The following is a 24773-nucleotide window of genomic DNA, read 5'->3' on the forward strand; positions in this document are numbered from 1 at the left end:
GCCCGGGCGACGCCGCTCCGCAACCGTGCGCTTCCGGCGCGTTACTCAAACGTGACGTGCCTCCTGCTGTCCGCCCCCTTGACCGGCATGAATTGTTAGCGCTCACAATGACCTCCGCAATCACCGGCCGACATCCGGAGCCGACATCCGGGGCCGGCACAGGTCCGGTACAGGTCCGGCACAGGAAATTCTCGGTATACGACCGCCAAGGAGGTGCGGCATGGCACAATCCCAGCTTCGGCCGCCCACCATGGCCGATGTCGCGCGGCTGGCGGGCGTGTCCCATCAGACCGTTTCCCGTGTGCTGGGGGACCACCCCCATGTGCGCGACGAGACCCGGGCCAAGGTGCTGCACGCGATCGAGGAGATGGGCTACCGCCGCAACTCCTCCGCACGGGCCCTGGTCACCCGCCGCACCCGGACCTTGGGTGTGGTCGCCTCGGACACCACGCTCTACGGTCCGGCCAGCACCCTTTTCGCGCTGGAGGAGGCGGCACGCGCCGAGGGCTACCTCGTCTCCACGGTCAGTCTGCGCAAGCTGACCGTCGAGAAGCTGGCCGAGGCGCTGGACCATCTCAGCGAGGGCGGGGTGGAGGGAGTCGTCGCCATCGCCCCGCAGCGGTCGGCGGTCGAGGCCCTCGCGGAACTCCGCCATCCGTTCCCGGTGGTGACCGTGGGCAGCGGGCCCGGCGTGGGCATCCCCAGTGTGAACGTGGACCAGCACCTGGGCGCCCGGCTCGCCACCCGTCACCTGCTGGCCGCCGGCCACCGTACGGTCTGGCACCTCGCCGGGCCCGAGGACTGGCAGGAGGCCGCCGACCGGGCCGCGGGCTGGCGGTCCACCCTCGAACTGGCGGACGTGGAACCGCCGTTGATCCTGCGCGGGGACTGGAGTCCGCTGTCGGGCTACCGGGCGGGCCAGGAACTGGCCGGCTGGCTGGGCCGGGGGCTGACCGCCGTCTTCGTCGCCAACGACCAGATGGCACTGGGGGTGTTGCGGGCCCTGCGGGAAGCGGGGGTGCGCACGCCCCAGGACGTGGCGGTGGCGGGCTTCGACGACATCCCGGAGTCGGAGTTCTTCGCGCCGCCGCTCACCACCGTCCGGCAGGACTTCGCGGCGGTCGGAAAACGGAGCATCGCCCTGCTCCTGGACCTGATCGAGGGCAGGGAGCCGTCCGGGGCGCTCCGGATCGCCATCGAACCCCAGCTCGTCGTCCGCGCCAGCACCTTTCCGTACACCTCCGACCAGGGCGCCCCACCCGACTGAAGCCCTACCCGTCCAGAGCTCCACCCGCCCGAAGCCCCACCTGTCCGACGCGCCCCTGTATGGCCGATATTTCGAACAATGATCGACAGGCTGGACATGGTGGGACGTGTCCCGGCGAGCAGCACGAGTACCGGCAGGCCCTTGAGGGCCGGCTCTTCAAAGGAGAAGACATGCTCAACAGAAGGAACTTCCTCACCGCGGCGGTCGGCGTGGCGGTCGCGGGCGGCCTGGCGGCCTGTGCCAAGGAGGACGACAGCTCCTCCGGCTCCTCCGACTCCAGCGGTGGCGGCGGTGGCAAGAAGATCACCTTGGGCTTCGCCCAGGTCGGCTCCGAGAGCGGCTGGCGCACCGCCAACACCAAGTCCGTCAAGGAAGCGGCCAAGGACGCCGGTTACACCCTGAAGTTCTCCGACGCCCAGCAGAAGCAGGAGAACCAGATCTCGGCGATCCGCAGCTACATCGCCCAGAAGGTGAACGTCATAGCCTTCTCGCCGGTGGTCGTCACGGGCTGGGACGCGGTGCTCAAGGAGGCCAAGACCGCGAAGATCCCGGTCATCCTCACCGACCGCTCCATCGAGACCTCCGACGACTCCCTGTATGTCTCCTTCATCGGCTCCGACTTCATCGACGAGGGCCGCCGCGCGGCCAAGATGCTGGAGAAGGTCCTGGAGAAGGCCGGCCACAAGGGGCCGGTGAAGATCGCGCAGCTGGAGGGCACCACCGGCGCCGCGCCCGCGATCGAGCGCGCCAAGGGCTTCAAAGAGATCATGGACGCCGAGCACAAGGACGACTGGAAGGTCGTCGTCAGCCAGACCGGCGACTTCACCAGGGCCGGCGGCAAGCAGGTCATGGCGGCCTTCCTGCAGTCCAACCCGGACATCAACGTGCTCTACGCGCACAACGACGACATGGCCCTGGGCGCCATCCAGTCCATCGAGGCGGCCGGCAAGAAGCCCGGCAAGGACATCCTGATCGTCTCGGTCGACGGCGTGAAGGACGGCTTCGTCGCGATGTCCGAGGGCAAGATCAACGGCATCGTCGAGTGCAACCCGCTGCTCGGCCCCCAGCTGATGGACCTCGTCAAGAAGGTCGACGACGGCGAGACGGTGGAGCGCCGGATCAAGACCAAGGAGGGCGACTTCCTCCAGGAGCAGGCGAAGGAAGCCCTCCCGACCCGCAAGTACTGACCCGTACATCACGTACTGACCCGTACGTCACGTACTGACCCGTACGTCACGTACTGACCCGTACGTCACGTACTGACCCGCACCCCGCGTACCGACAGGTACTCACCGACCGCCCGCACCTGGTGCCAGGGAGCCCCCGTCCCAGGGGGCTCCCTGCGGGCCTGAACGAATATCCATGAGGAGCGCTGCCATGGCAGAGCCGCTGCCCGTCCTGGAGATGACGGGCATAGTCAAAGAGTTTCCGGGGGTACGGGCTCTGTCGGGTGTCGACTTCCGGCTCTTCCCCGGCGAGATCCACGCCCTGCTCGGCGAGAACGGCGCCGGCAAGTCCACCCTCATCAAGGTGCTGACCGGGGTCTACTCCCTGGACGGCGGCACCGTCACCCTCAACGGCACGTCCGTACGCTTCCACAGCCCCTCGCAGGCCCAGCAGGCCGGGATCAGCACGGTCTACCAGGAGGTCAACCTCTGCCCCAACCTGTCGGTGGCGGAGAACATCTTCATCGGCCGCGAACCCACCCGCTTCGGCCGCATCCAGTGGAAGCGGCTGCGCCGCGAGGCCGCCGAACTGGTCGACCGGCTCGGCCTCGACATCGACGTCGAGGCCCCGCTGTCCTCGTACCCCCTGGCAGTGCAGCAACTGGTCGCGATCGTACGGTCGGTGGGGACCGGTGACAGCGACGGCTCGGGGTCGGGCACCAAGGTGCTCATCCTCGACGAGCCGACCTCCAGCCTCGACCGCGACGAGGTGCTCGAACTCTTCGCCCTGATGCGGCGGTTGAGGGGCGAGGGCGTGGCGATCCTGTTCGTCTCGCACTTCCTCGACCAGATCTACGAGGTCTGCGACCGGATGACGGTCCTGCGCAACGGCGCCCTCGTCGGCGAGCACATGGTCCGCGACCTCGACCAGGTCGGCCTCGTCCAACTGATGATCGGCAAGGCGCTCGGCCAGCTGGAGGAGCTGCACGACCACCAACTCCACGCCGACGTGGGGGAGTCGCTGCTCACGGCGGACGGCGTCGGCCGGGCCGGCGGTATCGCGCCCTTCGACCTGGAGATCAAGAAGGGCGAGGTCATCGGACTCGCCGGACTGCTCGGCTCGGGCCGCACCGAGCTGGCCCGGCTGCTCTTCGGCGCCGACCAGCCGGACACCGGCAAGGTGACCATCGGCGGCAAGCAGGTCTCGATGAGCGCCCCGAACGACGCGATCGCCGCGGGCGTCGCCTTCTGCTCGGAGAACCGCAAGACCGAAGGCCTCGTACCCGACCTGACCGTGCGCGAGAACATCATCCTCGCACTGCAGGCCACCCGTGGCTGGACCCGGCCCATCCCGGTCGCCCAGCGCGACGAACTCGTCGCCAAATACATCAAGGCCCTGGACATCCGGCCCGCCAACCCCGAGGCGAGGGTGGGCCAGCTCAGCGGCGGCAACCAGCAGAAGGTGCTGCTGGCCCGCTGGCTGATCACCCGGCCGAAGCTGCTGATCCTGGACGAGCCGACGCGCGGCATCGACATCGGCGCGAAGGCGGAGATCCAGAAACTGGTGGTCTCCCTCTCTGAGGAAGGCATGGCCGTGCTGTACATCGCGGCCGAACTGGAGGAGGTCCTGCGGCTCAGCCACACCATCGGCGTGCTGCGCGACCGCAAGCTCGTGGCCCAGCTGGCCAACGGGCCCGAGATCACCCCCACCCGGATCCTGGAGACCATCGCGAGCGGAGAGCACCAGTGACCACCACGCCCCGATGGCGGGCACTGACCCGTCATCACCTGTTCTGGCCGGTCGCCGTGCTGGTCATCCTGCTGCTCGTCAACGTGCCCTTCACACCGGACTTCTTCTCGGTCAAGATGACGGACGGCCACCTCTACGGCAGCCTCGTCTCGATCGTGCTGTTCGGCTCGCCCCTCATCCTGGTCGCCGTCGGCATGACCCTGGTCATCGCGACCGGCGGCATCGACCTGTCCGTCGGCGCGGTGGTCGCCATCACCGGCGCGCTGACCTGTTCGTACATCAGTGACCAGGCCGACCAGGACGCCCTGTCCGGGGTGCTGCTCGCGATGGCCATCGGCCTGGCCGCCGCGGTCCTCTGCGGCCTCTGGAACGGCTTCCTGGTCGCCCGGATGGGCATCCAGCCGATCATCGCCACGCTGATCATCATGGTCGCCGGCCGCGGGGTCGCCCAGCTCATCACCGACGGGCAGATCATCACCGTCAACAGCGAGCCGTACAAGCTGATCGGCGGCGGCTACTGGCTGACGCTGCCCTTCTCCATCTTCGTGGTGGCCGCCGTGGTCGCCGTCACCGTGGCACTGACCCGCCGCACGGCGCTGGGCCTGCTCGTCGAGTCGGTCGGCGGCAACGCCGAGGCCAGCCGGCTGGTCGGCATCCGCTCCCGCCGCATCAAGATCATGGTGTACGTGTTCTGCGCGCTGTGCGCCGGTATCGCGGGACTGATGATCAGCTCCAACACCTCGGCCGCGGACGGCAACAACGCCGGTCTGTGGATCGAGCTGGACGCGATCCTCGCCGTGGTCATCGGCGGTACGTCGCTGCTGGGCGGCCGGTTCTCCATCGGCGGCACGGTCGTCGGCGCGCTCGTCATCCAGACGCTCACCACCACGATCTACACCATCGGCGTGCCCACCCAGACCAACCTGGTCTTCAAGGCCGCCGTCGTCATCATCGTCTGCCTGATGCAGTCCCCGAAGTTCCGCGCCAAGGTGTTCGGCGGCGGTCGCTTCGGCGGGAGGCGGAGCGCCGAGCGGGGCGCGGCCCCGGCGGACGCCGCCACGACGCCCGAGACCGTACGCACCATGGAGGTGTCGTGATGACCACGACCACCCACAAGCCGGCGGCGCCGGACAGCCGTGCGCCGAGCAGGACCGCACGCGTCCTCGCCGACCGCCGCCTGCCCGTCCTGGTGACGGCCGGTCTCTTCCTCATCATGTACGCCATCGGCCTCAGCCGGTACCAGAACTACGGGTTCGCCGAGACGCAGGTGTTCCTGAACCTGTTCATCGACAACAGCTACCTCCTGGTCGCGGCCGTCGGGGCCACCTTCGTCATCCTCTCCGGCGGCATCGACCTGTCCGTCGGCTCGGTCATCGGCTTCACCACCATGTTCACGGCCTGGCTGGTGGAGAAGCAGGGCCTGCCGCTGGTGCTCGTCATCCCCATGGCGCTGGCCGTCGGTGCCTTCGGCGGCTACCTCATGGGCTATGTGATCCAGAACTTCGAGATCCAGCCGTTCATCGTGACCCTCGCGGGCCTGTTCCTCTTCCGTGGCCTGTGCCTGGTCATCAGCAAGGAGTCGATCTCCATCACCGACTCCTCGGTGAGCAGCATGGCCCAGGCGCAGGTGTCCGTGGGGGGCGGGTTCCTGTCCGTCGGGGCGATCGTCTCGCTGGTGGTACTGGCCGCGGCCTTCTACGTCCTGCACTACACGCGCTTCGGCCGGCGGGTGTACGCCATCGGCGGCAACGAGCAGTCGGCGCTGCTGATGGGGCTTCCGCAGGGCGGTACGAAGATCGCGGTGTACACGATGAGCGGGTTCTGCTCCGCGCTGGCGGGGCTTCTGTTCACGCTGTACATCCAGTCGGGGGATCCGCTGCACGCGACGGGCCTTGAGCTCGACGCGATCGCCGCGGTCGTCATCGGCGGGACGTTGTTGACGGGCGGGTCCGGCTATGTGGTGGGCACGCTGTTCGGGGTGCTGGTGCTGGGCCTGATCAAGAGTCTGATCCAGTTCGAGGGCACGCTCAGTTCGTGGTGGACGAAGATCGCGACGGGTGTGCTGTTGTGCGCGTTCATCCTGATCCAACGCACGATGACGTCCCGTCGCAGGACGTAGGCCTTCTCGCCCCCGCCGCCCCTACCCTTCCCGTCACTGCATGGGGCTGCGCCCCTCGCCCCCGCTGCACAGTTCCCCGCGCCCCTGAGAAGGCCCCCCTGGGGGCGCGGGGAACTGCGCAAAGGGGGGGGAGGGGGCGCAGCCCCCATGCGTGGTCGGGAACGGGCAGGGGCGGCGGGGGCGAATCCATTTCGGGAGGGACACCGTGAGACGCACGATCGCAGAGGTGGTGACGGCCCTGGTCGTCATCCTGGCCGCACTGGCCTCCGGCACCGCGGAGGCCGCCGCACCCCCCTCGCCCGCAGTCACCTACACCAACCCCGTCGCGGAACAGCGCGCCGACCCGCACATCTACAAACACACCGACGGCTACTACTACTTCACCGCGACCGTACCCGCGTACGACAGGATCGTGATGCGGCGGGCCACCACCCTCCAAGGGCTGTCCACGGCCGCCGAGACGACTATCTGGACCAGGCACGCCGGCGGTGAGATGGGCGCGCACATCTGGGCCCCCGAGATCCATTACATCGGCGGCAAGTGGTACGTCTACTTCGCCGCCGGGGCCACCACCGACATCTGGAAGATCCGGCCGTACGTCCTGGAGACCGCCGCGGCCAACCCGCTGACCGGCACCTGGACCGAGAAGGGCCGTATCGCCCTCCCGCTCGACACCTTCTCGCTGGACGCGACGACCTTCACCGTCGGCGGCACCCGCTATCTGAGCTGGGCGCAGAACGACCCGGCGGTCGGCGACGGCACCAACATCTACCTGGCCAGGATGGCCAACCCCTGGACCATCAGCGGCAGTCCGGTCATGATCTCCCGGCCCACCAACGCCTGGGAGAAGGTCGGCCACACCGTCAACGAGGGTCCGGCGGTCATCCAGCGCGGCGGCAAGGTCTTCATGACCTTCTCGGCGAGCGCCACCGACAGCAACTACTGCCTCGGTCTGCTGACCGCCTCCGCCTCCGCCGACCTGATGAACGCGGCCTCCTGGGCCAAGACGCCCACCCCGGTCTTCACCAGCAACGCGGCCACCGGCCAGTACGGGCCGGGCCACAACACCTTCACCACGTCCGAGGACGGCACGTCCGACGTCCTCGTCTACCACGACCGCAACTACAAGGACATCAGCGGTGATCCGCTCAACGACCCGAACCGGCGCACCCGTTTCCAGAAGCTGTACTGGAACGCCGACGGCACACCCAACTTCGGCATCCCGGTGGCCGACGGAGTCACCCCGGTCCGCTTCTCCTCGTACAACTTCCCCGACCGGTACATCCGGCACTGGGAGTACCGGGCGAAGATCGAGCCGAATGTCACCAACCTCGCCGACTCGCAGTTCCGGGTGGTGACGGGTCTCGCCGGCACCGGGACCGTCTCCCTCGAATCGGCGAACTTCCCCGGTTACTACCTGCGCCACCGCGACAACGGCGAGGTGTGGGTGGACAGGAGCGACGGGAGTACGGCCTTCAAGGGCGACGCGAGCTTCCACCGGCGGGCCGGTCTGGCCGACGCGGCGGGCGTCTCCTTCGAGTCGTACAACGTGGCGGGCAGCTACCTCCGGCACTACGAGTACCTGCTCGTCACGCAGCCGGCCGACACGGCGACGGCCAGGGCGGACGCCACGTTCCACGTCGAGTAGCCACGGGCGGGCGCCGCGGGCGGGCCGCCGCGGGGGCGGCCCGCCCGGTTCAGCGGCGGGCCGTGAGGATGCTGAGCGCGTTGGCGGCGACGACCGCGCCGACGGCCGCCCACTCCACGGCGCCCAGGTGCTGGCCCAGGACGACCCAGCCGGCCAGTCCGGCCAGTACCGGGTTGACGCTCATGAAGAGGCCGAAGGCCGCGGCGGGGACGCGGCGCAGGGTGACCATGTCCGCCAGGTACGGCACCGCGGAGGCGAGCACGCCCGCCGCGACGGCGTACCCCACGGCGGTGGGGGTCGGCGGGTTCCGCAGCGCGAGGACGACCCCGACCGGCAGGAACATCAGGGCGGAGACGGCCGCCGCGGCGGCGGAGCCCTGCGCTCCGGGGACGCGGCGGCCGACCGTGCGGTTGAGCAGGATGTAGGAGGCCCAGCAGAGCGCGGCGAGCAGACCGAGGCCCATGCCGGGATAGTCCGCCGACGGCTGCGGGCGCATCAGGGTGACGACGCCCGCCGCGGCGACCAGCGCGCAGCAGGCGTCGATCCGCCGGCGGGCGGCGGACAGCGCGACGGCGAGCGGGCCGAGGAACTCCAGGGTCACCGCCAGCCCCAGCCCGATGCGGTCGATGGCGGTGTAGAGGGACAGGTTCATCGTCCCGAACACCACGGCCAGCAACAGGACCGGCCACCACTGGTGCCTGGTGAACGAGCGCAGCGGGGGCCTGGCGACCGCGAACAGGGCGATCGCGGCCACGTACTGGCGCACCGCCACGACCCCGAGGGGACCGAGGACGGGGAAGGCCAGTGAACCGATCGCCGCCCCGGTCTGATTGGACAGGGCGCTGCCCAGCAGGATGAGCAGCGCGGTCGCACGCCCGTCCTCGGGCCCCGGTGCCGGCGGCCCAGGGGCGGCGGGCACGGGCTGCGCGGACATCGGTGAGGGCGCGGAGGATGCGTGCATGAGCCCGATGGTGGGCCGGTCGCGCACATACGCAAAATGCATCCGCCGATCCATCTATACGCTTGAGTCATGGACGTGGAACTGCGGCAGTTGCGCTGTCTCGTCGCGATCGTCGACGAGGGCGGCTTCACCGACGCGGCCATCGCCCTCGGTGTCTCCCAGGCTGCGGTGTCCCGCACCCTGGCCTCACTCGAACGCGCCCTGGGGGTAAGGCTGTTGAGGCGCACCTCCCGGGAGGTGACCCCGACGGCGACGGGCCTGCGCGTGGTGGCGCACGCCCGGCGGGTGCTCGGCGAGGTGGAGGGACTGGTCCGGGAGGCCGCCTCGGGACAGTCCTCCCTGCGGATCGGCTACGCCTGGTCCGCGCTGGGCCGCCACACCCTGGCTTTCCAGCGCGCCTGGGCCGCCGCACATCCGGCGACGGATCTTGAGCTGGTCCGCGCCAACTCCGCGACCGCCGGACTGGCCGAGGGGGTGTGCGAACTGAGCGTCGTACGGCGGCCGTTGCCCGAACGGCGCTTCGACTCCGCCATCGTCGGGCTGGAACGGCGGCTGTGTGCCATGGCCGCCGACGACCCGCTGGCCCGCCGCCGCTCGGTCCGGCCGGCCGACCTCGCCGGACGCACCCTGCTGGTCGACCGGCGGACCGGGACCACCACGACGGAACTGTGGCCGCCGGACGCCCGCCCGCGGACCCGGGAGTCCCACGACATCGACGACTGGCTGACGACGATCTCCACGGGGCGGTGCGTGGGGATGACCGCGGAGTCGACCGCGCACCAGTACCCGCGGCCGGGGGTCGTGTACCGGCCGGTGCGGGACGCCGAGCCGATCGCGGTCCGGCTCGCCTGGTGGCGGGACGACCCGCACCCGGCCGCCGCCGCGGTGATCGAGCTTCTTACGGGGCTCTACCGGGAGAAATGAGTTCGGCTGTCGCGCGCCGGGGCCGAGGGGCCGCTCAGGTCCTTCGGCGCAACGGGATGGTGATGGTGAACGTCGTCGCCCCCGGTGCGCTCCGCACCTCGATGGCGCCGCCGTGGGCCCGGACCAGGGAGCGGGCCACCGCGAGGCCCAGGCCGCTGCCGCCGCGGTCCCGGCTGCGGGCCTTGTCGATACGGAAGAAGCGGTCGAAGACGCGCTCCTGGTCGGCGGCCGGGATGCCGGGCCCGGAGTCGGTGACCCGCACGACGGCGGCGTCGGCCGCGACGGACGCCTCGACCCGGACCTCGGTACCGGCCGGGGTGTGCACGGCCGCGTTGGTGAGGAGGTTGTCGAGGACCTGCCGGATACGCAGGACGTCGAGCGGCAGCCGCACCGGGCCGGAACCGGCCGCCACGGTCAGCGGACGGTCGGCGTGGGTGGCCCGGAAGGCGTCCGCGGCCTGCCGCACCAGTTCCGTGAGATCGGCGTCCTCCAGGCGCAGCGGCGCCTCCACCTCGGCGGCGTCGAGCCGGGCGAGCAGCAGCAGATCGTCGAGGAGCACTCCCATCCGGGCGGCCTCGGCGCGCAGCCGGGCCAGGTGCCTGTCCCGCTCGCCGGGCTCGTTGGCCGCCGCGTACTGGAAGAGGTCCGCGTAACCGCGTACCGACATCAGGGGGGTACGCAGCTCGTGGGAGGCGTCGGCGACGAAGCGGCGCAGCCGCTGTTCCGCCTCCGTGCGGACTGCGAGGGAGTCGTCGATGTGTTCCAGCATGGTGTTGAAGGCGGTGCGCAGCTCCTCGACCTCCGGGCCGCCGTTGCCGCGGTCGGCGCGGACCGGCAGCCGGGCCGAGTCGGTGAAGTCGTGCGAGGTGATGCCGCGGGCCGTGTGCGCCATGTCGCTCAGCGGCTGCAGGCCCCGGCGCAGCACCGCCCGCCCGAACACCACGAGCCCGAGGAGAGCGAGGGCGAACGCGACGACCTGGACCGTGACCAGCTGGTCCATGGTGTTCTCGATGTCCTCCAGCGGCGCGGCGGTGACCAGGACGACGTCCTGGCCGATCTTGCAGGCCCGCAGCCGGTACGCGCCCTCGTCCTCGATGCGCGTGGTGTGGGACATCTCCGTCGCCCCCGCCCTGGCCAGCGACTCGGCGAAGGAGGTGAGCTGGACGGTGTCCTTCGGTACGTCACTCGGTCTGCGCAGGACGGCCGAGTCGCCCGAGACGTCGTACACCGCGGTGTACCAGCCGTAGTAGGGCTGCCGCTCCACCGTGCCGTGCGCCTGGGCGTCCTTGGCCTGGGTGGTCTGGACGAGCTTCATCTGGTCGTTGAGCTGACGCTCCAGGTAGTCCCGCATGTACGTGGACAGGGCGGTGCCGACCACGCCGAAGACGACCAGTGAGAGCACCCCCATCCCGAGCGCGAGCCGGGTGCCGAGACGGAGCCTGCGGTAGGTGCCGCGAAACCGGCCGATCACTCGGTGACCAGCCGGACGACGTACCCGACGCCCCGCACCGTGTGGATCAGCTGCGGCTCTTCGCCCTTGTCGTCGCCGCTCGCGTCGGTGTCGCCGTCGAGTTTGCGGCGCAGGCGGCTGATGACCAGCTCCACCACGTTCGAGCGGCCACCGAAGCCGTACTCCCAGACGTGGTCGAGGATCTGGGCCTTGGTCAGTACCGTCGGCGATCTGCGCATCAGATAGCGGAGCACCTCGTACTCGGTCGGGGTGAGTGTCAGCAGCCGCTCGCCCCGGCGTACCTCGCGGGTGTCCTCGTCCATCGTCAGGTCCGCCACCGTCATGACCGACCGCTGGAAGGCGGGTCCCGCGCTGCGGCGCAGCACGGTGCGCAGCCGGGCCATGAGTTCCTCCACGGCGAACGGTTTGACGAGGTAGTCGTCGCCGCCCCTGGTGAGGCCCGCGACCCGGTCCGCCACGCCGTCCCGGGCGGTCAGGAAGACGACCGGGACCATCGTCCCGGACAGGCGCAGGCGGTCCAGGACGGCGAAGCCGTCGAGCCCCGGCAGCATCAGGTCGAGCACCACGATGTCCGGGTGGAACTCCGCGGCGCGCCGCAGCGCGTCCTCGCCGGAGTTCGCGGTGACCGCCTCCCAGCCCTCGTAGCGGGCGACCGTCGCGACCAGGTCGGCGATGGGCGGGTCGTCGTCCACGACGAGAAGTCGTACTTTTTCCACTCGCCCATAGTGCTTCACGTGGCCGAATACGCCATAGCCGGGAGGGCCCCCGGAACCGGATCGATAAGCACTTGAAAGTTCATCGACAGTAAAACGACAGGGTTGCCGAGGCAGGCTCGGAGTCCCAGGACCCGATCTAGGAGTTGCCGTCCGTGACGACTGTCCAGACGACCGTTCCGCCGCCGACCGCGGCGATGCGTCCCAAGGTGGTGGCCCGCGCCGGCCTGTACGGCGTGCTGGCCCTGAACGTGGTCGTGGTGACCGTGTTCTTCGTCCAGGCGGGGTTCGCCTCGAACGCCCTCATCGTGCTGGGCAGACTCGCCGGGCTGTACGGCGCTCTCCTGATGGCCTTCCAGCTGCTGCTGGTCGCCCGGCTGCCGTGGTTCGACCGCCGGATCGGCATGGACCGGCTGACCTCCTGGCACCGCTGGGTCGGCTTCGGTCTGCTCGTCACCCTGCTCGGGCACGCCGTGTTCATCACCTTCGGCTACGCCCGGTCGTCCTCGATGGACCCGGTGAACCAGCTGGTGGACCTCGGGCAGACCGTCGAGGGCGTCTTCCGCGCGATCGTCGCGCTCGGCCTGATCCTCGTGATCGGCGGCGTCTCGGCCCGCTTCGCCCGCCGCAGGCTCGCCTACGAGACATGGCACTTCATCCACCTGTACACGTACGTGGCGGTGGTGCTGGCGTTCACGCACCAGGTCGCGGCCGGTACGACGTTCACCGCGTCGTCCGCCGCCACCGTGTACTGGTACGTGCTGTGGGGCGGGGCGCTCGGCGCGGTGCTGCTGGGCCGGGTCGTCCTGCCGCTGTGGCGGAACACGCGCCACCGGTTGCGGGTCTCGGCCGTGGTGCCCGAGTCGGACAACGTGGTCTCCGTCCACATCACGGGACGCGACCTGGACCGGCTGCCGGCCCGCGCCGGCCAGTTCTTCCTGTGGCGGTTCCTCACCAGGGACCGGTGGTGGCAGGCCAACCCGTTCTCGCTGTCGGCGGCCCCCGACGGCCGGTCCCTGCGGCTCACCGCCAAGGTGGCCGGTGACGGCACCGCCGCCCTCCGGCACCTCAAGGTGGGCACGCGGGTCTTCGCCGAAGGCCCCTACGGCGCCTTCACCGCGATGCACCGCACCCGCTCCGAGGCCGTACTCATCGCGGGCGGCGTCGGAGTCACCCCGATCCGGGCCCTGCTGGAGGAACTGCACGGGCACGCCGTGGTCATCTACCGGGTGGGCTCGGACCGTGACGCGGTGCTCTACGAGGAACTGCGCGAACTCGCCCACGCCAAGGGTGCCGAACTGCACCTGGTGTCCGGGCCGGTCAGCCCCGACAAGCTGGCACCGCGCGAACTCGCGCGGCTGGTGCCGGACATCGGGGAGCGGGACGTGTTCCTGTGCGGGCCGCCGCCGATGATGAACGCGGTCCTCGGCAGCCTGCGCGAGCTGGGCGTGCCCAAGCCGCAGATCCACTTCGAGCGCTTCAGCCTGGCGGGCTGACAGACATCGTCAGCGGGATGAGAGAGACATCGTGAAGCGAGCAATACCTGTCCTGGTCCTGAGTGTCGCGGGCCTGGTCCCGGTGTGGCGCTACGCCCCCTCGGACGGCACGACGACGACCACCGAGGCCTCGGCGCCCGCCTCGACACCTTCCGCGTCCTCCTCGGGGGACGGCTCGGCCCAGGTGGTCAAGGGCACGACGGTGAACACCGAGAAGGGCCCCGTACAGGTCGAGGTGACTCTCGACGGCGACAAGATCACGGCCGTGAAGCTGCTCCAGCAGCCGAACCATCCGCAGACCGAGGCGGCCGTGCCGAAGCTCGTCGCGTCGACGCTCCAGGCGCAGAGCGCCGACATCGACGCGGTGTCCGGGGCGACGATCACGAGCGAGGGGTACGTCGAGTCGCTGCAGGCGGCGCTCGACGCGAAGGGCTGATGGCGGTGGCGTCCGCGATGTCCACGGTGTCCACGGCCCGTGGCGGCGCCGACTCCGGCTCCGGCGCGGGTGCGGGCGCGGTCGGGGTGGTGCACCGGGTCGAGCAGATCATGGGGCTGCCGGTCTCCCTGCGGATCGAAGGGGGCGGCTCCGGCGGGGAGGCCGCCGGAGCCGCGGACCGGGTCTTCGTCTGGCTGCGGGAGGTCGACGCGCGGTTCAGTCCCTTCCTGCCCGACAGCGAGGTGTCCCGGCTGGACCGGGGTGAGGTGGCGGACGACGGGCTGAGCCCGGAGCTGGTCGAGGTCCTCGGCCTGTGCGAGCGGTACCGGGTCGAGAGCGGGGGCGCGTTCCAGGTGCGGCTGCCCGGGCGGGGGCTGGACCCCTGCGCCATGGTGAAGGGCTGGGCGGTCCAGCGGGGCGCGGAGCTGCTGCGGGCGTCGGGTGTGACGGCGTTCTGTCTCAACGCGGGCGGTGACGTGGTCGTGGCGGGGCGGCCCTGGCGGATCGGGATTCGGCATCCCGAGCGGGCCGATCGCGTCTGCGCGGTGGTGGAGATCGCCGACGGGGCGGTCGCCACGTCCGGGCGGTACGAGCGGGGCGATCACATCCTCGACGGCCGTACGGGGCTGGCGGCGACCGGGCTGCTCAGCCTGACCGTGACGGCGCCGACGCTGACGGAGGCGGACGCGGTGGCCACCGCGGGGTTCGCGATGGGGGCGGAGGGCGTGGAGTGGGCCGCGGGGCGTGCGGGGTGCGAGGTGTTCGCGGTGGATGCGGGGAGGGGGGTGCGGCGTAGCGAGGGGTTCCCCCTCACCACGTGACGGCCGGCCGCCGGGCCGCGCCCAAAGCGAAAGACTGCGCCGTTCCCCGCGCCCCTGGGGGGCGTGGAGGGCGGCGGGGCGTTTTTTGAGGGGCGCGGGGAACTGCGCGGTCAGCCCCTACTGGGGCGCGGATGATGGATGACCCACCGACAGGCGCCCCTACGGCCGACGGGCCGAGCGAGCGCATTTCGTGGTGGAAGGGCCCCTCAGCGGGGCCTTTCTCCGTTGGGGGCCGGCGATTGGCGGGCACATCATCAACAAAATTGTTGACAATGTTGGTCGACTGGATTTACGTTCGACAAGCACTCACCCAGGGAGGGCGCACATGCCGCAGGAAGCCCGTCCGAGCACCGGAGAGCAAGCCAGACAGCACGCGCTCACGCACCTCCGGCAGGCCATCCTGCAAGGCGAGATGGCCCCGGCCCAACGCCTCGTGGAGAACGAACTCGCCGAGCAGTTCGACGTGACACGGGCCAGCGTCCGGGCAGCCCTGATCGAGCTGGAGTCGGAAGGCCTGGTCGAACGCATCCGCAACCGCGGCTCACGTGTCCGGGTGGTGACCGTGGAGGAAGCGGTCGCCATCACCGAGTGCCGCATGGTCCTGGAAGGACTGTGCGCGGGCAAGGCGGCCGTCGAGGCCAGCGACGAGCAGCTCGCTCAGCTGACCGCCCTGGGCGAGGCCATGTCCAAGGCCGTCGCCGACGGCGAACCGGTGACCTACTCCGACCTCAACCACGAACTGCACGCCCACATCAGGCAGTTCAGCGGCCAGCAGGTGGCCGTGGGACTGCTGGAACGGCTCAACGCACAGTTGGTGCGCCATCGTTTCCAGCTCGCGCTGCGGCCGGGGCGCCCCCAGAAGTCCCTGAGTGAGCACCTGGCCATGATCGACGCGATCAGGGCCCGGGACCCGCGGGCGGCCGAAGAGGCCGTCCGCTCCCACCTCGCGGGTGTGATCGACGCGCTGCGTGAATGACGTAACGCGTGCGTGACACCGTGAGGTGGGTCAACCGGCCTGTCCAGCAAGGAGATCGCGGGAATGACCCACGGCAACGCGCCCGACACCCCACCACGGTCGACGCTCGTCGTCACCGCCCACGCCGGGGACTTCGTATGGCGGGCGGGAGGCGCCATCGCCCTCGCCGCCGCCCGCGGCGAGAAGGTCACCATCGCCTGCCTGACCTACGGCGAGCGCGGCGAGTCCGCGAAGGCATGGCGCGCGGGCAGGTCGCTGGAGGAGATCAAGGGGATGCGCCGCGGTGAGGCCGAGGCCGCAGCCGCCACGCTCGGCGCCGAGGTCGTCTTCTTCGACGCCGGCGACTACCCCCTGACCGTCACCCCGGAACTGACCGACCGCCTGGTGGGCGTCTACCGCGCCGCCCAGCCCGACGTCGTACTCACCCACCCCCTCGACGACCCCTACAACGGCGACCACCCGGCCGCCGCACGCATGGCCCTGGACGCGCGCGTCCTCGCGCAGGCCATCGGCTACCCGGCCGAGGGAGAGATCATCGGCGCCCCGCCGGTGTTCTTCTTCGAGCCCCACCAGCCCGAGATGTGCGGCTTCAAGCCGCAGGTGCTCCTCGACATCTCCGAGGTCTGGGAGACCAAGCGCAAGGCGATGGAGTGCCTCGCCGCCCAGCAGCACCTGTGGGACTACTACACGGACCTCGCCGTCCGTCGCGGTGTCCAGCTGAAGCGCAACGCCGGACCCAATCTGGGCCTGGCCCACAAGACCATGGCCGAGGCGTACATGCGGCCCTATCCGCAGGTGACGGGAGAACTGGCATGAGCAACGTGATCGTCACCGACCCGCCCAGGGCGGCAGCGAAGGACGTCGAGGCGCTCGCCGCCCACGGGGTCGCCACCGTGCACGAGGTGATGGGCCGCACCGGCCTGCTGGGCACGCGTCTGCGCCCCATCCAGCAGGACACCCGGGTCGCGGGCACCGCGGTCACGGTGCTCTCCTGGCCCGGCGACAACCTCATGATCCACGCGGCCGTCGAGCAGTGCGGCGAGGGCGACATCCTGGTCGTCACGACCACCTCGCCCTCCACCGACGGCATGTTCGGCGAGCTGTTCGCCACCGCGCTCCAGCGACGCGGTGTACGCGGCCTGGTCATCGACGCCGGCATCCGGGACACCGTGGAGCTGCGCGAGATGGGCTTCCCCGCCTGGTCGGCCGCCGTCAGCCCGCAGGGCACGGTCAAGGCGACCGGCGGCAGCGTCAACGTACCGGTGGTCGTCGGCGGCCAGGTCATCCGTCCCGGTGACGTGATCGTCGCCGACGACGACGGCGTGGTGTGTGTACCGCGCGAGCGGGCCCGCCGAACCGCCGAGGCCTCCGAGGCCCGCGAGGCCAAGGAGGCCGGGGCCCGCGCCGCCTTCCAGGAGGGCCAACTCGGCCTCGACCGCTACGGCCTGCGCGAGACCCTCGTACGCCTCGGTGTCTCCTATCAGTCGTACGACGAGTACGAGCGGGAGCGGGAGCGGGAGCGTGAGAGCGCGGCCGAGCGGGACGGAGCCGGGTCGTGACCGGCACCGCCGGCCCCCGTACGCGAGCCCTCGCGGAGGGCCGTACCGAAGAGGTGCGCTGCATGCTCATGCGCGGCGGCACCTCCAAGGGCGCCTACTTCCTCGCCGCGGACCTGCCCGCCGAACCCGCCCCGCGCGACGCCCTGTTGCTACGGATCATGGGCAGCCCCGACCCGCGGCAGATTGACGGCCTCGGCGGCGCGCATCCCCTGACCAGCAAGGTCGCGGTGGTCTCCGTGTCGGACGATCCGGCGGCGGACGTCGACTATCTCTTCCTCCAAGTCGGCGTCGACAAGGCCGAGGTGAGTGCCCGTCAGAACTGCGGCAACCTCCTCGCGGGCGTGGGCCCCTTCGCCGTCGAGCGGGGCCTGGTGGCCCCCGGCGGCGACCGCACCTCCGTACGGATCCGCATGCTGAACACCGGGGACCTCGCCGTCGCGCGGTTCCCCACTCCGGGCGGCAGGGTCGACTACTCCGGTTCGGCGGAGGTCTCCGCGGAGATCTCGGGCGTGCCCGGGTCGGCCGCACCGGTGGTCATCGAGTTCCCGCCCGGGACCGGTCCGCTGCTGCCGACCGGCCGCGCTCGTGACCTCGTCGCCGGTACCCCGGTGACCTGCGTGAACAACGGCATGCCGACCGTACTGATCGCGGCCTCCTCGCTCGGTGTCACCGGCTACGAGGAACCCGCCGACCTGGAGGCGGACCGGCAACTGGCCGAACGGCTCCGGGAGATCAGGCTGGAGGCCGGAAAGCTGATGGGGCTGGGCGACGTCCAGCACACCACCGTGCCCAAACTCAGCCTGCTGGCACCGCCGTCGGACGGCGGCGCGGTCACGACGCGCACCTTCATACCGGTCCGCTGCCACACCTCGATCGGGGTGCTGGGCGCGGCGAGCGTCGCCGCCGGACTGCGTATCGAGGGCGGCGTCGGCGAGGGCGTGGCACGTGTGCCGGAGCACGGGGACCGGACGCGTATCGAACACCCCACCGGCTTCCTCGACATCGAGACGGCCCTCGCGGAAGCACTCCCCGGCGCCCTCCCCGCTGCCCTTCCGGTCGTCCGGCGCACCGCCGTCGTCCGTACCGCACGCAAGATCTTCGACGGCACGGTCTTCCCCCGGCCCACCTGAGCCGTCACTACACCTCTGAGCCGTCACCCCACCCCCGTGCCGCACCCCACACCTGAGGAGGCCCCATGGCCCCGCCGCTCGGCGACATCGCCCACCTCGGGCACGTCGAACTGCTCACGCCCGACCTGGACGCCAGCGTCCGGTTCTTCACCGAGTACCTCGGCCTGACCGAGAACGGCCGCTCGGCGGACGGGACTTCTGTCTACCTGCGGACCTGGGACGACTACGAACACCACAGCCTGGTCCTGACCGCACACGCCACGTCCGGCATCCGCCGCACCGCCCTGCGCGCCTCCAGCCAGGAGGCCCTGCGGCGGCGGGTCGAGGCGGCCGAGAGCGCCGGCCGCACCGGCCACTGGGTCGAGGACGAGCCGGGCCTCGGCCCGCTGTACGTCACCACCGACCCCGACGGCCACGAACTCGCCCTCTACTGGGAGAGCGAGTGGTACCAGGCGCCGGACGGGCTCAAGCCGGGCCTGAAGAACCAGCCGCAGGCCAAGCCCGGGCACGGAGTGGGCGTACGCCGCCTGGACCACGTCAACTTCCTCGCCGCCGACGTCGGTGCCAACGGCGACTTCGTCCACCAGGTGCTCGGCGCCCGCCCCACCGAGCAGATCCGGCTCGACGACGGCCGGATCGCCGCCCAGTGGCTGACCTTCAGCAGCAAGTCGTACGACGTCGTCCACACCGAGGACTGGACCGGCTCGACCGGGCGTCTGCACCACGTCGCGTTCGCCACGGACACCCGGGAGGACATCCTGCGGGCCGCCGATCTCGCCCTGGACACCGGGGTGTTCATCGAGACGGGCCCGCACAAGCACGCCATCCAGCAGACCTTCTTCCTGTACGTGTACGAGCCCGGCGGCAACCGCGTCGAACTGTGCAACCCGCTCACCCGGCTGGTGCTCGCCCCCGACTGGCCGCTGATCACCTGGACCGAGAACGAGCGCAAGAAGGGTCAGGCGTGGGGCCTGAGGACCATCGAGTCCTTCCACACGCACGGCACTCCACCGGTCTCCGCCTGACCGGTCGCCACTCCGCCCGTTCCTGTGACTGTGCCCGGCCCCCGGGGTGCCCGGACCACCGGTGTCCGGCCCCCCCGGGGTAGTGAGGTATCCGCCGCGTCAGTGGGCGCGACGCAGCGAGTCTTCTACGGGAGGGACAGGGATCCGTCGCGTTGCGGGGGTATTGCCACGCCGTTCTGCTGGAGGGCGACCGTGCGCGCGGGGGAGGGGATGCGGATGCCTTCGAGGCGGTACCGCTTGTGCAGCCGCTTGATGAACTCGTGCTTGATCCGGTACTGGTCGCTGAACTCGCCCACGCCCAGGATCACCGTGAAGCTGATCCGCGAGTCCCCGAACGTGTGGAAGCGGACGGCGGGCTCGTGCTCGGGCGTCGCACCCTCGATCTCCGTCATGACCTCGGTCACGATCTCGGAGGTGACACGCTCCACGTGCTCCAGGTCGCTGTCGTAACCGACGCCTACCTGCACCGTCAGGGTCATCTCCTGTTCCGGCCGGCTGTAGTTGGTCATGTTGGTGCTGGACAGCTGGGCGTTCGGGATGATGACCAGGTTGTTGGAGAGGTTGCGTACGACGGTGTTGCGCCAGTTGATGTCGACGACGTACCCCTCCTCCCCGCTGGTGAGGCGGATGTAGTCGCCGGGCTGGATCGTCTTCGAGGCGAGGATGTGGATCCCCGCGAAGAGGTTGGCGAGGGTGTCCTGGAGGGCCAGCGCCACCGCGAGACCGCCCACGCCGAGGGCCGTGAGCAGCGGGGCTATCGATATCCCCAGGGTCTGCAGGACGACCAGGCAGCCGATGGCCAGGACGACGACCCGGGTGATGTTGACGAAGATCGAGGCCGATCCGGCGACACCGGACCGGGACTGGGTGACGGCCCGCACCAGACCGGCGAGGACACGGGCGACGGTGATGGTGGCGGCGAGCATGACCAGGACCGTCAGGATCTGGTTGACGGTGTGGTTGACCTTGCCGGTCAGCGGCAGCGCCGCCGCCGCGGCGGCCACTCCGCCCGTGATCGCCGCGACCGGCACCAGCGCGCGCAGCGCGTCGACGAGGACGTCGTCGCCGGTCCACCGGGTACGGGTCGCGTGCTTGCCCAGCCAGCGCAGGAGCAGGCGGAGCAGGACGGTCGCCACGAGCCCGGCGATCAGCCAGACGCCCGCCAGGATCCAGTCGTGGGCAGTGAGGTCTCGGTTCACCAACTGCCTCCCGTCGTACGGGGGAGAGGGCGTACGCCCGTCATGTGTGTCGTCACCTGGTAGCCACCTGCTGCTCGATTCCGGGATGTGCCGGCCCGTCGGTCATGACACGGCGTCGGCCGACGGGACTGGCTCATCTTGCTACACGCGCGAGGGTGCTTCACGGCGCAGCCGCACAGGTCAGGCCATCTCCCACGGACAACCCAGCCAACTCGGTACATCCGGCCATCTGTTGAACCCCTGTCCGGCCGGTGCGGGAGCCGCGCCCGCCCCGCAGTCCGTCCCGGCCGGCCGACGGCGGGGCCCTGCCGGGCCGGGTGCCAAGTTGGCCGGGATACATCGACACACGCGCCTCAGGAGTCACCGGACGATCCGTGCCGCCCGGCTGCCGCCGCGAACCGTACCGCGCGGCCCGCCGGGGCGGGCGGCTCAGATCATCTTCAGCCGCACGAGCGCGCCCAGCGTGAGCGCGCCCGGCAGCAGGGGCAGCCAGACCGTGATGATGCGGTAGGCGAGCACCACCGCCGTCGCCGTCGCGGCCGGTCCGCCCGCCGCGACCAGCGCCACGATCAGCGCGGCCTCCACCGAGCCGATCCCGCCCGGCGTGGGCACCAGCGCGACCGCGACCGTGGCCGCCAGATAGGCGACCGCGATGTGCAGCGGCGGCACCGGCAGCCCCAGCGCCCGGCCGACCGCGGCCAGCCCCGCCGCCTGGCAGAGGGGGAACGAGAACGAACCGCCCCACAGCGCCAGCGCGCGAACGGGCCGCGTGTGCACCGACCGGGCCTCGCCCAGCGCGGTCCGCAGGAAGGAGGACACGGCGGTACGCACCCGCCGTACGAGCAGCAGTACCGTCACCGCGACGAGCACCAGCGCGCCGGCGGTGAACAGCAGCGGGCCCAGCGCGCCGTCCGGGAGGAGCCCGCCGAGCCGCAGCGCGTCCGGGAAGGCGATCAGCAGGGCCAGCAGCAGACCGACCCGCGCGACGGACTCCGCCAGCAGATACAGCGCGAGCGCGGACGCCGAACGGGCCGGCGGAACCCCGCACACCGTCATGAAGCGCAGATTGACGGCGCTCGCGCCGAGGCCCGTCGGCAGGAGGTGGTTGGCCGCGCCCGCCGCGAACTGCGCCGCCAACAGCCGCCGCCTCGGCAGCCGCTGGACCAGCGCGCCCTGCCGGGTGACGGCGGCGGCCACCCACGTCAGACAGGTCGCGGCGGCAGCGGCCAGCAGCCAGGGCCACCGCGCCGAGGCCAGATACCCGAAGCCCTCCGCGAGCACGGACCGGTGCCGGACCCCGACCACGGCCACGAGGGCGAGCGGGAGCAGACAGAGGATCTGCCGGACCGGAAGGCGTCTGGGGAGAGGGAGGCTGTGGGGGCGCCGTTCGACCGTCACCTCGCAAGGGGCTGTCCGTGCCACAACAACGGGGGCTTGCGGTTCGGTGAGTGTCATCGGTATTTCCTTGACCTCAAGGTTGATCGAGGTTCTACGGTCGTTCCCATGAGTATGGAGACGACAGCCTGGACGCAGTTGCACAGCGTCATGAACGCCCAGCGGGAGCGACGGCCCTTCGCCCGCGCCACCCTTCGGCGCATCGCCGGATTCGCCCGCCCGCACCGCCGCCGGATCGGCCGGTTCGTGGTGCTGAGCGTGGCGACGGCGCTGCTCGCCGTGGCGACGCCGGTCCTCGCCGGACGAGTGGTGGACGCGATCGTGGCCGGCGGCGACGAGAGCAAAGTCGTACGACTCGCCCTCCTCATCGCGGTGATCGCGCTCGCCGAGGCGGCGCTCGGCCTGGTGAGCCGCTGGTTCTCCGCGACGCTGGGCGAGGGGCTCATCGTCGATCTGCGGACAGCCGTGTTCGATCATGTGCAGCGCATGCCGGTCGCGTTCTTCACACGTACTCGTACGGGCGCGCTCGTCAGTCGACTCAACAACGACGTGATCGGCGCCCAGCGTGCCTTCAGCAACACCCTGTCCGGAGTGGTCGGCAACGTCGTGACCCTGCTCCTCACACTCGTCGTGATGCTCACCCTGTCCTGGCAGATCACGCTGCTGGCGCTCGTACTGCTCCCGGTGTTCGTGATCCCGGCCCGCCGGGTCGGCAGGCGCATGGCGAAACTCCAGCGCGAGGCGGCCGACCTCAACGCGGCGATGGGCACACGGATGACCGAACGGTTCTCCGCACCCGGCGCCACCCTGATCAAACTCTTCGGCCGGCCGGGCCAGGAGTCCGAGGAGTTCGCCGAACGGGCCCGCCGCGTACGGGACATCGGGGTGCGCACGGCCATGGCGCAGACCGTGTTCATCACGGCCCTCACCCTCGTCTCCGCCCTGGCCCTCGCGCTGGTCTACGGCCTCGGCGGCTGGTACGCCCTGCGCGGCAGCCTGGAACCGGGCGCCGTCGTCTCGCTGGCCCTGCTGCTGACCCGCCTGTACGCGCCGCTCACCTCACTGGCCGGGGCGCGCGTCGAGGTCATGAGCGCGCTGGTCAGCTTCGAGCGCGTCTTCGAGGTGCTCGACCTGAAGCCGCTGATCGAGGAGAAGCCGGACGCCCGCGAGGTGCCCGAGGGGCCGGTCTCCGTCGAGTTCACCGACGTCCGCTTCGCCTACCCGTCCGCGGACAAGGTGTCCCTCGCCTCCCTGGAGGAGGTCGCCGCGCTCGACACCCGCGGCGGCGCCGAAGTCCTGCACGGCATCTCCTTCCGCGCCGAACCCGGCCAGACCGTCGCCCTCGTCGGCTCGTCCGGTGCGGGCAAGTCCACCGTCGCCGCCCTGCTGCCCCGGCTGTACGACGCCGACGAGGGCTCCGTACGCATCGGCGGCGTCGACGTCCGCGACCTGAGCGCCGAGTCGATGCGGGCGACCCTCGGCATGGTCACCCAGGACGGCCACCTCTTCCACGAGTCCGTCCGCGCCAACCTCCTCCTCGCCCGGCCCGGCGCCGCCGAGAACGAACTGTGGGACGTACTGCGCCGGGCCCGCCTCGAAGACCTCGTCCGCTCCCTGCCCGACGGCCTGGACACGGTGGTCGGCGAGCGCGGCTACCGGCTCTCCGGCGGTGAACGCCAGCGCATGACCATCGCCCGGCTGCTCCTCGCCCGCCAGCGCGTGGTCGTCCTCGACGAGGCCACCGCCCACCTGGACAACACCTCGGAGGCCGCCGTCCAGGCGGCCCTCGCCGAAGCTTTGGAGGGGCGCACCGCCGTCGTCATCGCCCACCGGCTGTCGACGGTACGGGCCGCCGACCTGATCCTGGTGGTCGAGGCGGGCCACATCGTCGAACGCGGCACGCACGACGAGCTGTTGGCCGCGGGCGGCCGGTACGCGCAGCTGTACCGCACCCAGTTCGACAAGCCGACCCGGCACGGCAGGACCGCCCTCGCGGGGGAGGCGGTGGCGTAGGTAAGAGCCATTACAGGCCTTTCGTGTGAAGTGAAAAGGCTCCTCGGGGACGGTGCCGGCGACCGGATCGGTGTCGTCGGCGACGTCCCGCGGCAGGCGCTCGTGCAGCGCGGATCGGCTCCCGTGAACGGGAGCCGATCCGCGCTGTCGGCTTGTGTACGCCTTCCTGGGCGCCGTTCCCGGTACCGCGAAGCGGACCGCCCGGTTCGACTACCAGCACTTTCGTAGTTCGACCGGATCCACACCGTCCCACGAGCGCGTGAGCGGCCCTCACGCCCACCGTGCGCCCCAGTCGACCGCTCCAGTCGACGCGCATAGCTCGCCCCGACCTTGAAGCGTTCCCCAGGTCACACGGCACGCTTTTTCGTCAAGACATTCTCAAGACTCAAAAGATGAGCGCAAGTTGCACACATACCCTCTACATACCGGTTCTCATGGTCTAGATTGACCGTGCTTCAGCAGTTCGGACACATGGCGACAAATAATGATCAATAGGTTTGGCGCCACAAGACAGTTATTGGTCGCGTCCCAGACGCCCGACGCGACAGTGATCCATTCCCGGAGCCCGGGAAGAGCCTTCGAGTGCGGGGAGCACCCGAAGTTCCGACGGGCTTCCGCGCACCGTGAGAGCTCGGCGCGACTTACGAGTCCACCGCCGCCGGGTGCGTCGACCACATAGCGCTCGTACAGCGGAATTCGTCATG

Annotated in this window: 21 protein-coding genes; 16 read left to right on the forward strand and 5 right to left on the reverse strand. The window is 70.6% G+C overall.

Annotation, left to right across the window (positions count from 1 at the left end; translation table 11 throughout):
• Window positions 1–220: 220 nt before the first annotated feature.
• The 6 genes from K3769_RS34970 to K3769_RS34995 all read left to right on the forward strand — a co-directional run bounded on the left by K3769_RS34970 (window position 221) and on the right by K3769_RS34995 (window position 7950).
• The gene (locus K3769_RS34970; protein WP_267030232.1) at window positions 221–1267 is read left to right on the forward strand and encodes a LacI family DNA-binding transcriptional regulator; all 1047 of its coding nucleotides are present in this window, start codon (window positions 221–223) and stop codon (window positions 1265–1267) included.
• A gap of 170 nt (window positions 1268–1437) precedes the next feature.
• A complete protein-coding gene (locus tag K3769_RS34975; protein ID WP_267030233.1) occupies window positions 1438–2454 on the forward strand; it encodes an ABC transporter substrate-binding protein in 1017 nt (338 codons plus the stop codon).
• Window positions 2455–2644: 190 nt separating this feature from the next.
• Window positions 2645–4183 (forward strand): sugar ABC transporter ATP-binding protein, encoded by a 1539-nt coding sequence (locus K3769_RS34980; protein WP_267030234.1) that lies wholly within the window; start codon window positions 2645–2647, stop codon window positions 4181–4183.
• Window positions 4180–5280, forward strand: a complete 1101-nt coding sequence (locus K3769_RS34985; RefSeq protein WP_267030235.1) for an ABC transporter permease — start codon at window positions 4180–4182, stop codon at window positions 5278–5280. Before K3769_RS34980 ends, K3769_RS34985 begins: the two co-directional genes overlap by 4 nt.
• Complete coding sequence (gene yjfF / locus K3769_RS34990; RefSeq protein WP_267030236.1) at window positions 5280–6302, forward strand: galactofuranose ABC transporter, permease protein YjfF; 1023 nt, start codon at window positions 5280–5282, stop codon at window positions 6300–6302. Before K3769_RS34985 ends, yjfF begins: the two co-directional genes overlap by 1 nt.
• A 226-nt stretch (window positions 6303–6528) precedes the next feature.
• On the forward strand, window positions 6529–7950 hold the full coding sequence (locus K3769_RS34995; protein ID WP_267031673.1) for a family 43 glycosylhydrolase: 1422 nt from the start codon (window positions 6529–6531) through the stop codon (window positions 7948–7950).
• A 49-nt stretch (window positions 7951–7999) separates the two neighbouring features.
• Here K3769_RS34995 and K3769_RS35000 read toward each other — a convergent pair whose 3' ends face one another.
• Window positions 8000–8911, reverse strand: coding sequence for an EamA family transporter (locus K3769_RS35000; protein ID WP_267030237.1), 912 nt, complete (start codon window positions 8909–8911; stop codon window positions 8000–8002).
• A gap of 69 nt (window positions 8912–8980) precedes the next feature.
• Between K3769_RS35000 and K3769_RS35005 the strand changes: the two genes are divergently transcribed.
• The gene (locus K3769_RS35005; RefSeq protein ID WP_267030238.1) at window positions 8981–9835 is read left to right on the forward strand and encodes a LysR family transcriptional regulator; all 855 of its coding nucleotides are present in this window, start codon (window positions 8981–8983) and stop codon (window positions 9833–9835) included.
• Between the two features lie 34 nt (window positions 9836–9869).
• Here the strand turns inward: K3769_RS35005 and K3769_RS35010 are convergent, their stop codons facing one another.
• Window positions 9870–11306, reverse strand: coding sequence for a sensor histidine kinase (locus tag K3769_RS35010; protein WP_267030239.1), 1437 nt, complete (start codon window positions 11304–11306; stop codon window positions 9870–9872).
• The gene (locus K3769_RS35015; RefSeq protein WP_267030240.1) at window positions 11303–12022 is read right to left on the reverse strand and encodes a response regulator transcription factor; all 720 of its coding nucleotides are present in this window, start codon (window positions 12020–12022) and stop codon (window positions 11303–11305) included. Before K3769_RS35015 ends, K3769_RS35010 begins: the two co-directional genes overlap by 4 nt.
• Window positions 12023–12174: 152 nt before the next feature.
• Here K3769_RS35015 and K3769_RS35020 point away from each other — a divergent pair, with 152 nt between their 5' ends.
• The 8 genes from K3769_RS35020 to K3769_RS35055 all read left to right on the forward strand — a co-directional run bounded on the left by K3769_RS35020 (window position 12175) and on the right by K3769_RS35055 (window position 19462).
• Entirely contained in the window at window positions 12175–13515 is a 1341-nt protein-coding gene (locus tag K3769_RS35020) for a ferredoxin reductase family protein (protein WP_267030241.1), read from the forward strand.
• A 31-nt stretch (window positions 13516–13546) separates the two neighbouring features.
• Window positions 13547–13951 (forward strand): FMN-binding protein, encoded by a 405-nt coding sequence (locus K3769_RS35025; RefSeq protein WP_267030242.1) that lies wholly within the window; start codon window positions 13547–13549, stop codon window positions 13949–13951.
• An 89-nt stretch (window positions 13952–14040) separates the two neighbouring features.
• Entirely contained in the window at window positions 14041–14772 is a 732-nt protein-coding gene (locus tag K3769_RS35030) for an FAD:protein FMN transferase (RefSeq protein ID WP_267031674.1), read from the forward strand.
• 325 nt (window positions 14773–15097) lie between these two features.
• Window positions 15098–15748, forward strand: a complete 651-nt coding sequence (locus K3769_RS35035) for a GntR family transcriptional regulator (RefSeq protein WP_267030243.1) — start codon at window positions 15098–15100, stop codon at window positions 15746–15748.
• 63 nt (window positions 15749–15811) lie between these two features.
• On the forward strand, window positions 15812–16564 hold the full coding sequence (locus tag K3769_RS35040; RefSeq protein WP_267030244.1) for a PIG-L deacetylase family protein: 753 nt from the start codon (window positions 15812–15814) through the stop codon (window positions 16562–16564).
• On the forward strand, window positions 16561–17307 hold the full coding sequence (locus tag K3769_RS35045; protein WP_267030245.1) for a 4-carboxy-4-hydroxy-2-oxoadipate aldolase/oxaloacetate decarboxylase: 747 nt from the start codon (window positions 16561–16563) through the stop codon (window positions 17305–17307). The genes K3769_RS35040 and K3769_RS35045 overlap by 4 nt, the downstream gene beginning before the upstream one ends.
• A gap of 62 nt (window positions 17308–17369) precedes the next feature.
• Window positions 17370–18437 (forward strand): 4-oxalomesaconate tautomerase, encoded by a 1068-nt coding sequence (locus tag K3769_RS35050; protein WP_267031675.1) that lies wholly within the window; start codon window positions 17370–17372, stop codon window positions 18435–18437.
• Window positions 18438–18502: 65 nt separating this feature from the next.
• Window positions 18503–19462, forward strand: coding sequence for a catechol 2,3-dioxygenase (locus tag K3769_RS35055; RefSeq protein ID WP_267030246.1), 960 nt, complete (start codon window positions 18503–18505; stop codon window positions 19460–19462).
• A gap of 125 nt (window positions 19463–19587) precedes the next feature.
• On the opposite strand, the gene K3769_RS35060 is transcribed toward K3769_RS35055, so the two are convergent.
• Together K3769_RS35060 and K3769_RS35065 are read right to left on the reverse strand one after the other, a co-directional pair.
• Complete coding sequence (locus K3769_RS35060) at window positions 19588–20661, reverse strand: mechanosensitive ion channel family protein (RefSeq protein WP_267030247.1); 1074 nt, start codon at window positions 20659–20661, stop codon at window positions 19588–19590.
• Window positions 20662–21090: 429 nt separating this feature from the next.
• Window positions 21091–22116, reverse strand: a complete 1026-nt coding sequence (locus tag K3769_RS35065; protein ID WP_282566307.1) for a lysylphosphatidylglycerol synthase transmembrane domain-containing protein — start codon at window positions 22114–22116, stop codon at window positions 21091–21093.
• Between the two features lie 48 nt (window positions 22117–22164).
• Between K3769_RS35065 and K3769_RS35070 the strand changes: the two genes are divergently transcribed.
• Window positions 22165–24069, forward strand: coding sequence for an ABC transporter ATP-binding protein (locus K3769_RS35070; protein WP_267030249.1), 1905 nt, complete (start codon window positions 22165–22167; stop codon window positions 24067–24069).
• Window positions 24070–24773 lie beyond the last annotated feature (704 nt).

The organism is Streptomyces ortus (assembly GCF_026341275.1).
Lineage (GTDB): Bacteria > Actinomycetota > Actinomycetes > Streptomycetales > Streptomycetaceae > Streptomyces > Streptomyces ortus.

Coding starts and splice junctions, on each gene's coding strand:
- K3769_RS34970 (WP_267030232.1), top strand. CDS start 221: ATGGCACAATCCCAGCTTCGGCCGCCCACCATGGCCGATGTCGCGCGG.
- K3769_RS34975 (WP_267030233.1), top strand. CDS start 1,438: ATGCTCAACAGAAGGAACTTCCTCACCGCGGCGGTCGGCGTGGCGGTC.
- K3769_RS34980 (WP_267030234.1), top strand. CDS start 2,645: ATGGCAGAGCCGCTGCCCGTCCTGGAGATGACGGGCATAGTCAAAGAG.
- yjfF (WP_267030236.1), top strand. CDS start 5,280: ATGACCACGACCACCCACAAGCCGGCGGCGCCGGACAGCCGTGCGCCG.
- K3769_RS35000 (WP_267030237.1), bottom strand. CDS start 8,911: ATGCACGCATCCTCCGCGCCCTCACCGATGTCCGCGCAGCCCGTGCCC.
- K3769_RS35005 (WP_267030238.1), top strand. CDS start 8,981: ATGGACGTGGAACTGCGGCAGTTGCGCTGTCTCGTCGCGATCGTCGAC.
- K3769_RS35035 (WP_267030243.1), top strand. CDS start 15,098: ATGCCGCAGGAAGCCCGTCCGAGCACCGGAGAGCAAGCCAGACAGCAC.
- K3769_RS35040 (WP_267030244.1), top strand. CDS start 15,812: ATGACCCACGGCAACGCGCCCGACACCCCACCACGGTCGACGCTCGTC.
- K3769_RS35045 (WP_267030245.1), top strand. CDS start 16,561: ATGAGCAACGTGATCGTCACCGACCCGCCCAGGGCGGCAGCGAAGGAC.
- K3769_RS35050 (WP_267031675.1), top strand. CDS start 17,370: ATGCTCATGCGCGGCGGCACCTCCAAGGGCGCCTACTTCCTCGCCGCG.
- K3769_RS35055 (WP_267030246.1), top strand. CDS start 18,503: ATGGCCCCGCCGCTCGGCGACATCGCCCACCTCGGGCACGTCGAACTG.
- K3769_RS35065 (WP_282566307.1), bottom strand. CDS start 22,116: ATGACACTCACCGAACCGCAAGCCCCCGTTGTTGTGGCACGGACAGCC.
- K3769_RS35070 (WP_267030249.1), top strand. CDS start 22,165: ATGAGTATGGAGACGACAGCCTGGACGCAGTTGCACAGCGTCATGAAC.